This is a genomic window from Desulfobacterales bacterium (assembly GCA_034003325.1).
Classification (GTDB): Bacteria; Desulfobacterota; Desulfobacteria; order Desulfobacterales; family JAFDDL01; genus JAVEYW01.
Genome location: JAVEYW010000012.1, coordinates 1 through 12,698, shown reverse-complemented (window position 1 = coordinate 12,698; position 12,698 = coordinate 1). Strand labels below are relative to the sequence as shown.

Genomic DNA, 12,698 nt, shown 5'->3' with positions numbered 1-12,698 from the left:
CTATCGGATCAACTATTCATTCCAGCGGTTAACCTGCCGCCCGAACGTCGAGCGCCTGTTCCCGTTTTCCGGCAAAAATTCGGCGAGCCCGTTCCATCAGACCGGCCAGGGCCGGCAGCAGGACAATGGCGCCGATCATGTTCACGAAAAACATGAAGGTGAGCAGTATGCCCATGTCCGCTTGAAATTTGATGGGTGAAAACGCCCATGTGGCCACACCGACGGCCAGCATGAAGCCGATCAGAATAACCGCCTTACCGGTAATTCGCATGGTCTTTTCATAAGCATCGAAAAGGGAAAGGCCCTCGCTTAGGCCATACTGCATCTTGCTGTAAATATAGATGCCGTAGTCCACCCCGATGCCCACGCCCAGCGCAATGACCGGAAGCGTTGCCACCTTGACGCCGATGCCCAACCAAACCATCACCACTTGGCAGAGCACCGAGGTCAGCATCAACGGCAAAATGATGGCGACCACCGACCCGATCGACCGAAAGGTAATCACGCAAAGCACCGCCACGATGCCGTAAACCCAGAACAGCATGACATATTGGGCTTTACTGATGACAATATTGGTCGCCGCTTCAATTCCCGAACTGCCGGCAGCCATCAGAAACTTCGATGTTTCCGTATTGTTTTTGGAAGAAAATTCCTCCACCAGGTCGACCACGGCTTGAAGGGTTTCCGCCTTATGATCTTTCAGGTAGATTACGATCGGAGAATTCGTGCCCGCGCGATTGCTGGCGCTCGGGGGCGCTTTGATGGCCACGGCGTTCAGTGTCCGTTGATTGGACGTCAATCCCTTCCATTTTAGATTTCCCTCATTAAACCCGGTCAGGAGCATTTTCACCGCATCCGCAATAGAACTGGTCGCCTGCACCCCCGGAAGCTGTTCCAATTGCCACTGAAGCGCTTCCATGGCAACCAGGTTATTGTAATCACTGTTCTGCTCCTCGGGCGTTTTCACCATGACGACAAAAAGATCGGAACTCGCGGAATAGTTTGCCACCATGAACGCATTATCCAGATTATACCGGGAATTCGGCCTGAGCTCCGGCGCACCGGGATCAAGATCGCCGATTTTTAAATTCTTGCCGCCGATGATTCCAAGCGCGAATAACCCTACCGCCACCAAAACCGCAACCACTGACGCCTTTTTCCCGGTCATTTTCGCCAGTGTAGACCAGACAAAGCCTTTAATCGAAATGCCGGATCCTATCAGTTTTTCGGTTTCTGAACGCCGAACCCCGGTGTAGGAAACAAGAATCGGCAACATGGCCAGATTGGTGGCAATGAGGATCACCACGCCGATACTGGCGCCTATCGCCAGTTGTTGAATGACCGTGATCTGAATAATCGCCATCGTGGCAAACCCGATGCCGTCGGTTATCAGCGCGGTAAGCCCCGGTTTATACAGTTGCCGAAACGTCAATCGGGCCGCTTGAAGTTTATCCGCACCATTGGCGGTCTCACGATGAACGCCGGAAATAATCTGGACGCCGTGGCTCACCCCGATAGCGAATATTAAAAAGGGAACCAGCATCGAGTAAGGGTCCAGCGCCAGATTGAACACTTTCAGCGTCCCCAACTGCCACACGGCGGCTATGATGGAACAGCCGATCAATAAAAGGGTACTGCGAACACATCGGGTATAACCGAATAAAATGATGGTGGTGATCAATATGGTGACACCAAAGAAAATGGCGATCTTGTCGGTGGCGTCCAGCATATCCCCCATTACCTTGGCAAACCCGACAATGTGTATTTTAATGGTATCGCTTTGATATTTTTCACGAACCAGCTCTTCAAGCCGGCCTGAAAACTCCTTGTAGCTGAGCGGCTGCCCCGTATCGGGGTTGATTTCCATCAGGGGCACGTTGACGACGGCGGATTTGAAATCGTTGGCCACCAATCTTCCGATGATTCTGGCCTTGAACACATTTTCCTTCAGCAACGCAATGCTGTCCGGTGAGCCGTCATAGGTGTCCGGAATGACGGCGCCGCCCTCAAAGCCCTCTTCGGTCACTTCTATCCACCGGGTATTGGGCGTCCAGAGGGATTCGATGGCGGAGCGCTCCACGCCGGGAATAAAAAATATTTCATCCGTAATGTTACGCAGAATCTCCTGAAACTCGGGCGTAAAAATATCTCCCTGGGTCGTTTCCACCGCGATTCTGACGGCATTGCCGAACCCTTTCAGGTCTTCCTTGTGAGCCAAATAATTGGCAATATAAGGATGTTTGGTCGGAATCATTTTTTCAAAACTGGCATCCAGATGAAGGCCCGTCGCTTTATATCCCAGAAAAAACGTCACCAAAATGAAAACGATCAGCATTACCGGACGATTTTTAAAAACGATCAGCTCCAATAAGGGTATCTTTTCATTCTTCGAATTCAAAACCGTTTTTGTTTTGTCTTTTGCCGCCATTTATTTGTCCCCTTGCTTATAATCGCCTATAGGTAACCGTTGAGCCCCCCTCATTCCCACCATCACCGCATTGCCGTCCAAGGCATCGGCCACGCCGATCCATCCGGCGCCGACTTTTTGTTGCGTAAACGTGGCGGTTTCCCCGGATCCGATCAGAATCACGCCGGAATAGGATACCATGATGAGCGTTCCATCGGAACACACGGTCGCGCCGCCAATCGTGCCGCCGGTTTCCGTTTCTAAATGCCGCCAGGTTTCGCCCAGATCCGTGGAGTGAACGATATTGCCGCCGAGCCCGTAGGCTATCACAAAGGGATCATTGGGATAAGCCACGATGCCGAAGAAGCTGCCGTCATAGGAGGAGGACGATAGCTTTTCAAAATGCGCCCCCTCATCCAACGAGCGAAATATGCTTCCGAATTCGCCCGCGATAAAAATGGAGCCCTTTGCACCGGCACAAATGGAATTCAAGTGATTTCGATCCGGATTATCAATTCTATCCCAACAGGCCTGCCAGGTCTTGCCCCCATCCACCGTGCGGCCAATTTGCCCATAGGCGCCAACGACAAACCCTTCCATGTCGTTTTTAAACCACACGTCCATAAGCGGCTCACAGCAAATTTTTTCATCGAAGGAACGCTGAAAATCTTCCATCGTAAACCGCAGCGCATCCAATTCAGAAGATAAGGCCGTTTGATTTTCCGGATCGGCGGCAGCCAGGGCCGCTTCTTTTTCCGCTACCAGCGATTTTGCCAGGGTTAACCCGGCCTCGATCAATGCCATTCCATCCAGTTGTCGCGTCCAATTCAGGCCGCCGTCCTCCGAGTGCAGGACAACGCCGTCATGCCCGACGGCCCAGCCTTTCTGAGCAGAGGGAAAATACACCGCCGTCAAGGTCAGACTCGTGGGCACCTCGGCCTGCTGCCAGTTGATTCCCTTGTCATCGGAATACAAAATGTGCCCGCGTTCTCCCACGGCGACGAGACGGGTACCGGTATTGGCCACATCCGTCAGCATCGATGAAACAGCCTTGCCGGTTTTCATAGCCGGTCGATGCAACAAATCCGTTACCGCGTAAATTGGAACGGAACCGGAAAGAACGAACACGAATACCGCAATAAAAAGCAACCAACGCCGGTTAAGGGGCGTTACGGCAAAACGAGTAGACTGGGTCATGGTGCCCTCTTCTGAATGATTCGAATAATGTTATCCAACTTGGTATAAAAACAACGCCGCTCTCTCGCAAAAGAGAAAAAATCCTTCGCGAGAGAGCAAGCTTGGAATTACTGTCCCATACGTCTCATCTGATCCGGCAGAAAGTATGATTCATCTTCCCGCTGATCGAAAATAGGCATATTGTCATAATCTGAATAATCATAATTGACCGAAGAGATACCGCTGGGCAGATCAAAATGCAGATTCATAAAGATCTGGACTCCCGGAATCTCGTAAGCGTGCGCACTTGGTAACAAATCCGTGCGCCAGAGATTGCCCCGGGCATCATACACATCCTGGGTAATGGCTGCCCAACTGTCCTCATCGTATTGAATAACCCGCTTAGCGTAACTTTGCCGGGCGCCCGGCTTTACGGTTGCTTCCACCACCCATACCCGGTGCAGCTCAAAACGAAGATATTCCGGCGAAATGTGCCCCTTTTTGTACTTCGTGGTCGGCGCCACTTTGGCCATGGATCGGTAGGTGTTGTAGGGAATGATCATCTCTTTTTTCCCAACGAGTTTCCAGTCGTATTTTTCCATGGAACCGTTGAATATATTGGATTGATCATAGGCCACCGTACCGCTGAACGCGGGGTTCGGGGTGTCATGGGCGACCGTGGGCGCCATTCGAACCCGGCGTTGCCCGGTCAGATACTGCCACGCCCTCCGGTTTTCCTGGGACTCATTCAGCGGATCGCGCACCAGCAACAACTCACCTTTTCTTCTTGCCGGCAGCAAATACTGTGATGAAAAATACCAGAAATCGCCTTTAAAGGTTTCCGCGCTGCCTTCCTTATAATAATACGGCCACTGCTCATTCACTCGTGAACCGCTGGAAAGCACCACCTGTCCGTCGGGTTGAATGAGATAAGCCGAGTAGCTATAGACCTTAGCTTGACTCTGATATCTGCAGGTGTGGTTCCAATGGACTTCAGCGCCGGATTTGGGAATCGGAAAAGGAATGCCGCCATAAGCGCCTTTCGGATTCAACTCGTCCTCCGAAAGCTCGGCCTGAAGGGCGTTTTTATAGGTGTTCTCATAGACGTACTCGGGCATGGCATGGGGGCGATGACTCGGATAAACATCAATTCTGAACGTATCCGGATATTTCTTCAGGAGCGCCTTAAGCCCGGCGTTCAACTGATCCGCGTATTGATCCATATTGCCCGCATTGATACTGAAAAGTATCTTATCACCCTCATACGGGTCCACATATCGGCTGCCGGGTCCTTGATAACCGGCCGGCGGCGTGGTCATTCCCCCATCCCACGCGGGGATTGTTCCCGCTTCGTTGCCGGCCCGCTCCGCACCGAACGGCGTCAGGGTGGTTTTCAGCGTAGCCGCTTCTTCCGCGGTCACCTTGGCCATCGCAACCGGTGCGGCCGCTAATATCACACCGATGAAAAAACAAAAAACAAGCAGTATCCTTTTATTCATTTTTACCTCCGTAAAAATTATGGAAAAACATTGAATGCCAAACGGTTTCACTTCATCCAGCTTCGCTGGCCTTTTAGCTGTAAGCTCTCAGCCGTTCCCTTGGACGATTAGGTATTTTATCAGAAACATGCACGCTTTGGCGTGTATCTTCACAGAAGGTGGGAGATGCCTTTTTTTGCATCCCGGCATCCCAGCTTCCCAGCAATCCGGCCTCGCCGGATTAGAATGTATATTTTACATAGGCAGCGAAATAATCTCTGTCAGCCTTGGCATAATCTTCGGCATCCCCCAGAAATTCCGTATAGCTGAAGCCGAATTTCATGTCCAAATTGTACGTAAAATCAAATCCGATGGCCAATTCGTGCTGCCTTTCCGTAAAGGTGCCGGCAAGAGATGATTTGCCCTTGACCTTATGCTTCCAGGTAACCGGCACTTCCATATCATACCCTTTTAAAATATTATTAAATTTGAAAGTAACTTTGGCCAGGTACCCCATGGCGTCCGTGTCGTTTGCCAGGTTGTGCGCATCCATAACCGTATTATAGCCGCCCTCTAACAATAACAGTGTCTGATCGACAAACAGAAAGGGCCCGTAGGATTGATAGACATTCACCAGGTACTGGACCACATCGAATTCCTCGTATTTCGATCCGACCACCGAAACCGGAAGATCTTGCCGATAGGCAATTTCACCACCGATATTGGTCTCTCCGATCAAGGTGCCGAAGCTAAAGCCGATGAGTTTGACATCCTCGGCATAGGCAAGATGATAGGTACCGGCGGCCGGATTGGCTACGAACATCGGAAATTTTTCATGATAATTGATATAGCACAAATTAAATTCGGTATAGTTAAGGCCTCTGGCCAGGTATCGCAGGTTGGCGCCCCATTGGCCGCTGTCGTCCGGCTCATCATCGTGAACGCGGGTGAACAGCACCCGATCCGGACCCCCTAGATAATAATGTCCCCCCTTATCCGTTAAGTCCGAAGTGCTGAAAAAAGAACCGGCCGCATCCAGAACATTCTTTTTATATTCCCATTGATAATAGGCGGCAACGCTGAAATCCGCGAAAAGATCCATTTGCATCAGCGCCTGCCCACTGGGCAGATAAACGTCCTTCAGCTCAAAACCGGGCACATTGACCTGTGTCACGTCGGCGTAGCTCATGGCATTGCCGATAGCGCCGAAGGTTGCAAGCGCCTCACCCCAGGTAACCACCTGTTTTCCGACGCGGACCATCAGGTTCCGATCGGCGATGAAAAAATCGCCCGAAACATATAGATCGCGAAGGTTGACCCCTCTTCCATGAATTTCCCGGGTATCATCGTCAAACTCATCGTGCTCGGAGAGTCTGCCACCGACGAAATTGTTGTTGGTCGAGGGAGAATCGTTGTCATTGTCCTGCGTATACGCTTGATCGTAAAACCCGTATACGGCTGTGTAAAAAAGAAAATTTTTAAAGGTGTAGGCGACCTCGGTGGATATCGAGCCTCTATTGGATGTGAGCGTCCCCTCGTCAAAGTTGCGATTCCCGTCATCGCCGTTGATATTTCTGAGATTGAACGAATCCGGCTCTGTCGCGCGGTAGGATATTCCATAATTCAAGGTGGTTTTAATATTGAGTTTGGAATCCGGCGACATTTCTACTTCAAATGCTTGGGACAATGTCGCCGACATGCCGGTGAGCGCAAGGCTGCACATCGCCACCATCACGAATTTGACCCCCCTCCTCCAGAACTGTGCGGACATCGATTTCTTTCTTTTCACCATCTTTTCCTCCTAATTTTTTGTGGTAACAGGTTGGTTGTGGTTACTTACAGCGGAATAAACGCCTCCTTTCCACGCCAATGCCCTAAGGTTGGGCTCCTCGGCATTTTCGATAAAACAGACTGTGCGCTGAAAAATTGATTTTATTCATTGCAAATTTTGGACCAAACCCATGTACCTTTTTTATCTATTTGTTTATTTAAGCAATCAGCTTTTTGATACCGCCTGTCGCCTGTTTTAAACGCTGATATTTCAGCAACCATTGTTTTTATTTAAGCGTTTTTTGGTTCACCCCATCGGCCCAAGAACGAACAAGGGTAACTCAGGCAAATTTTATTCAGGGGCTATTCCGCAGTCTGCTCAAGCTTCTTGCCCGCTCCCAGCGCATAAACACCGACCAGGGCGGTGCAGGCCAAAACGATAAGTCCTAAAATGAACAGAATGCGAAATCCTGTCCAGTCGATCAGGTAGCCCCAGATGGTTGCGCCGAAAGCCGCCATGAGAGCAGAAAACATTGAAATGCGCGAATAAATCTGGCTGTACTCGCGCACACCGAAAATGGACCGGGCCATCAGCGGCACCTGAACCACCGCGCAGGCGTAAAAGGGGCCGAACAGAAAACCGGCGATCAGAACGATGGCAACAGATGTGGGCACAAACCAGAGAAGCACCAGACCGGCCGCACCACAGATGAGGGCTGTCCACATGCCGCCCATGATACTCTTGTCGGCGATGGTACCAAGGCCGACTTTACCCAGAGCCTGGCCGGCCATCGCCGCCGAAGCCAGCAGACCGGCAAGCCCGACAACCGTTGCGGCAAGCGGCAGAGAACTCGCATAGGAGGGCAAAAATTGATAGATAACGGAATTAAAGCCCACCAGCCCGGCAAAAGCCGCCGTCGCGAAGAAGGGACCGGACTTGAACGCCTTGGACGCAGAAACGCCCATAACGACGGGTGCGGCCGTCAAGTGGTCTTGGCCGTTATCGCCATAGGGAAGCAGCCCCTTGTCCTTGGGGAAGCTTCGAATCGCAAAGAGGGTGAACGGCAGCGCAATGGCAATGGCTAAAATACCAAACACCCGATAACCCATCTGCCACCCATGGGTCGTGATGAGATAATCCCCCAACGGATTGAAAAGCACCCCTCCGACGCCGGTGAACGCCATACACAGGCCGACAAAGAAACCGACCCGCTGCTTGAACCATCGATTGATGAGTGTCGGCACGGCAAGGTAGAGGAGGATGGATTCCCCGAAACCGATGAAGGCGCCCGCAATGTAAAATTGCCACACGGCATTGAAAAATCCCATGGCAAAGAGCCCGCCACCGACAAGGAGCACGGCCGTGGATAATACGGCTCTCGCATCCTTTGCCGCCAGAATTTTGCCCGCAAATGACAATGCAAAAAACATCGTAAAACACAGGACCGTCATGTAAACGGCAAAGGTCCCCTTGCCGACACCCAGCGCCGTACTGACGGGGGTGTAAAAAATGCCGGCACAGCTGAACGCCAGCGCCGATGGGCCCATACACAACGCTATTCCGGTGGCCACCACAAGGTAGTGATTGATATTGGACTGCTTGTTGCTTCCCACTGACACCTCCCCCAATCTTGTTAAGCGGTTAAAAATGTGGCAAGTGAATCCGTTAAAAAACCTTCCGGTCTGTAAGAATATTGCCGGTTTATCCATCTTCTCGCCCCTGTCGGCACCCCTTTCACGCGAGCAGCGTGCTCCCTTGGCGACAATTAAAAATAGAACATAGCAATATTTGTACCATCTAAAATAAAATGGCCTATCACCTTGTTATTAAAAAATTAACCATATATATTCGTCCGGTGCCTTCCGCTGCCATGCAGATATATAAACAGGCACTGTTTATATTTAAGCTGTTCTTGATTTGGATTTTTTTTTAAGGTAAGGGAAATCTAAACGGTTCTTGCACAACCATTCCGTCGGCGCAAACAACTACCCGCAAATAACCTTCAACATCGAAGAACCCGACTGGTATTGAAATATCAACACGCTGATGTTTTAAAAGAAACCTTGAAGACAGGAGCAATCATGACATCCGAGTTACCCGGCTTCTCACCGGCCCAATGGGACTTCCTGGCCGTGCTCGAAGCGCTCGAAACGCCTGTTCCGATCGACATTGTCGGCACCTTGGTTCCGTTACCGGCAGTTCCCTTATTTGACCTGATTCGACGCGGCACCCAACTTCATATTCTTGAACAAACGGACGGGAGTATCTTTTCGCTCTCGCCGAACCTTCCCTCAACCGTCTCCGCAAAGCTGAAAGCAATCAATACCGCTGGTCGGGTTTCCGAAATTTTGGATCAATTGTCCAACTTAAGCTTGCTGGATCAACTCGACGCAACCATTATGGTTAAATTGCTGTTGCAAGCGCAACGAGTGGAAGAGGCGGCCTCTATTCAATTGGCTTCCGCCGAAAAGGCCATTTTAGCGCAGGATGTGACCTCGGCGCTCAATTCCTTGATGCCTCTTGTAGAAAACCGGCGTCACCTTTCGAGCCGAACCAAACTGGATAATCAGCTTATTACGATGGTTCTGGATGTTTCCGACCTGTGTTTGGCCAATGGAAAAAGTTTTCAGCCCATACTGACGCTGCTTCAGAATGCGAGCGTCATTACCGAAAAACTTGGTGACAAACGCTCGCAAGCGCTCATAAACATGAACATCGGTCGTTTTCTTTTTCTTTCAGGCAACCCCACCGACGCATTTAAGGCGCTTTCAGCCGGCAAACTGGCCGCGGAAGCCCTTGGCGACGATGATATTCTCTCCCAAACGGGCTCCTTTATGGGGCTCTATTGGTTTATTCAAGGTGAATATAAAAAAGCCCTTGCCTATTTTGAAACCATCGTGGCGCAAACCCGCCTGGCAGAAAACGACCTCGTTAATCCATTTGCCCCCGCATTCTTCAGTTTGTCGGCCTTGCCCTTTTATCAGTTCGATCGCGCCTTTACGATACTGGATGTTTTTCACCAAAAAGCAGAGGGGAAAAAACAGCCGGGGGCGGCCGTTATCCTAAGGACTGTTTTGGGCTATATTCTGCTGAGGCACCAAAAAGAAAAAGAAGCAATCGCGCATCTGTCCATCGCACAAAATATTGCTGCGGAACAAGGCAATATGCTCGCATTATTCTGGGCCAAGCTGTTTTTATCGTATCACCAGTTTTTAATCGGCAACTTGCCGGAGGCCCGAAATTTACTTCTAAAAGCCCTGAATGAAGGCACCCGAGCAGGGCTTGTCCCGTTACATGCCCACTTTCCCTGGATAGCGGAAATGCTGCTTGAATTCGAACACCATAATATCAGGCCGCTGCCCGATTGCAAACTGGATATCGTGGTTGAATCCATCATGGCCGGACCGACGCTTCCCGCCAAAGGCTGGGTCATGCGCATTCTTGCCAGGCGCGTGGCAATAAGAAAAGGGCCGGTCGATCAAATTCAGCGTTACCTTATAGACAGCATAAAGTATTATAAACACTCAGAGTTTAAGGCTGAATTATCCAAAACGCAGATAGAGATGGCTCGTCTGGAGTTGTCAATCGGAAATCGGGATAAGGCCCAAGCCTACGCGCGAGAAGCATGGCGTAACCTGCCCACCTACGCGGAGCACATTTTCCCCGATGATCTTCAGCATCTTATCGAAAATGTTTCAAAAGCGCCGTTTCTCAAAAGTTTTGTGTCTCCGGAAGTAATTCTGAACCGATGTTCCGAGATAATGGAAAGAATCTTCCCCGCCACCGACCTGAAAGTGCTGCTTGGCCGGCTGGTAACGGCCACCAATTGGTTTTTCAGCGCCGAGCGCAGCGGCTTTTTTTTGTTTGAAGGAAACCGGAAAAAGGATCAACTGCAACTTCTGGGCGCCGTCAACCTGACTGAAATCGAGACCGCCTCCGAAAATTTCAAGCCGCGGTCAAAAGCGATCATAGAAACCGTCCGCGGCAATCGTCCCGTGGTTAAGATGATTTCGGCGGAAATAGATTCAACGAATTTTTCCAAGAAGATTCGAATTCTACGCTTTCCATTCCATCTCGAGGAGAATCGTCAAGGCGTACTCTATCTCGAGAGTTCCGCTGTTGCGGACTGCTTTGATTATTTGAATGATCACACGTTGCACATTATAGGCGCTTATCTTGAGGGCCTATGCCGCCGGATATGGGAATACTGCCTGAACACGCAAAGAAAAGCCACCCGAATACACGATAAAACAACCGACCCGGGAAGCGCCGTAACCGAAACCGTTATCGGACAAAGTCCGGTTTTCATTGAGGTGTTAAAAAAGGCCAAACGCATCGCCAATGCGGATTATCCTATTCTGATACAGGGAGAAACCGGGGTGGGAAAAGAAGTGATTGCGCGGCTGGTTCATAAAAACAGCCCGCGTCATGACGGCCCCTATATTATTATCGATTCGACAACCATCGCCGAAAATCTCATGGAAAGTGAACTTTTCGGGCATGAAAAAGGCGCCTTCACCGGTGCGGACCGTCAAAAACCCGGCCGCGTTGAACTGGCCGGCGGCGGAACCCTTTTTTTGGATGAGATCGGCGAGTTGCCGCTTTCAATTCAGGCAAAGTTGCTGCGGGTTCTGGAAGAAAAAACGTTTACCCGGGTCGGCGGCAGTCGGGTTCACCAATGCGATTTTCGATTGATCGCCGCCACCAATCGAGACCTGACGCAGGAAGTTCGCGCCGGTCGATTTCGGGAAGATCTTTTTTACCGTCTCAATGTCCTTCCATTACAAATCCCCCCCTTGCGGGAAAGAAGAGAGGACATTCTTCCTTTGGCGCGATACTTTCTGGAAATCTCGTGCAAACGTCTTAAACGTTCATTGCCCCCCATCACCCCCGTCGAAGCTTCGGCCTTGCTCACCTACCCCTGGCCGGGAAACATTCGAGAACTAAAAAATATCATTGAAAGAGGCGCCCTGCTGTCGGGCGACGACCACTTGGAGTTTCAATTAACCGTGGCACCCATTGGCCATCAGACAACCTCCTTTGAAGACATGCCGACAATGACCGAATTACAACAGCGATACATCGCCTATGTACTGGAAACAACCGGCGGACGAATCGGCGGCCCTAAAGGCGCCGCCGAAATACTCGGGTTGAACCGCGGTACACTCTATTCACGAATGAAAAAATTGGGAATGCTCGATAGCGAGCACGGCAAGGACCATCTTGAGGCATCTTGAGGGAATCAGAAAATGCCAATACCTAACGCTGACTATTGCCCGCAACCCCGTAGGGGCGAACCTGTGTGTTCGCCCTGATTACGAAGGGCGAACACACAGGTTCGCCCCTACAATGCCGACGATAATTCGAAAATGCGCAGTAACTACTCAGGAATTCAGAATTCAGAATAATGCTCTAACCGCCGGAATCTTCATTCAACTAGATTAATCCGGCTGCTTTCAGTTGTTTTTATTCTGGATTCTGGATTCTGGATTCTGTCTCCTGGCTACTAAGCAGTTACAATGCGCATTGCATAAACGGTATATCAAAAAATTCGGTGTCCCTAATAAAATGTGTCCGAGATAATCGTTTGAAACTTCGTCATGCGATTCATTCACGCTGAAGGCGGGAATCCGGGTTCCGATAGAACCGCAGAATTCCCACCTTCGCGACAGAGAACGTTTTGCCGAGGTAACGTTTTTTTTACCTGACACAAAGCACGGGGCAATGCGCCTTGACAATGATGTATTGGGCGTTGGAGCCAAAAAGCAGTTTATCCAGCTTCGAGCGCCGCCGAATGCCGATGACGATCATATCGATGTGGTTTTCCCGGGCGAACTCGACCATGTCCACTCCGGGCGTATTGCCG

General features: G+C 50.6%; 7 protein-coding genes. 1 reads left to right on the top strand and 6 read right to left on the bottom strand.

Features of this window, described 5'->3' with window-relative positions:
• Window positions 1–28 precede the first annotated feature (28 nt).
• The 5 genes from RBT11_13475 to RBT11_13455 form a co-directional block, all read right to left on the bottom strand.
• Window positions 29–2,428 carry an MMPL family transporter gene (locus tag RBT11_13475; protein MDX9787788.1) on the bottom strand — a complete coding sequence of 800 codons (2,400 nt, stop codon included), beginning with the start codon at window positions 2,426–2,428 and terminating at the stop codon, window positions 29–31.
• Entirely contained in the window at window positions 2,429–3,604 is a 1,176-nt protein-coding gene (locus RBT11_13470; protein ID MDX9787787.1) for a YCF48-related protein, read from the bottom strand.
• 107 nt (window positions 3,605–3,711) lie between these two features.
• Complete coding sequence (locus RBT11_13465; protein ID MDX9787786.1) at window positions 3,712–5,082, bottom strand: DUF1329 domain-containing protein; 1,371 nt, start codon at window positions 5,080–5,082, stop codon at window positions 3,712–3,714.
• 220 nt (window positions 5,083–5,302) lie between these two features.
• Window positions 5,303–6,853 carry a DUF1302 family protein gene (locus RBT11_13460; protein MDX9787785.1) on the bottom strand — a complete coding sequence of 517 codons (1,551 nt, stop codon included), beginning with the start codon at window positions 6,851–6,853 and terminating at the stop codon, window positions 5,303–5,305.
• A 341-nt stretch (window positions 6,854–7,194) separates the two neighbouring features.
• Window positions 7,195–8,445: an MFS transporter gene (locus RBT11_13455; GenBank protein MDX9787784.1), complete on the bottom strand. Its 1,251-nt coding sequence runs from the start codon at window positions 8,443–8,445 to the stop codon at window positions 7,195–7,197.
• A 468-nt stretch (window positions 8,446–8,913) separates the two neighbouring features.
• On the opposite strand from RBT11_13455, the gene RBT11_13450 reads away from it, so the two are divergent.
• Entirely contained in the window at window positions 8,914–12,069 is a 3,156-nt protein-coding gene (locus RBT11_13450; protein MDX9787783.1) for a sigma-54 dependent transcriptional regulator, read from the top strand.
• A 463-nt stretch (window positions 12,070–12,532) separates the two neighbouring features.
• On the opposite strand, the gene RBT11_13445 is transcribed toward RBT11_13450, so the two are convergent.
• A complete protein-coding gene (locus RBT11_13445) occupies window positions 12,533–12,676 on the bottom strand; it encodes a universal stress protein (GenBank protein MDX9787782.1) in 144 nt (47 codons plus the stop codon).
• Window positions 12,677–12,698 lie beyond the last annotated feature (22 nt).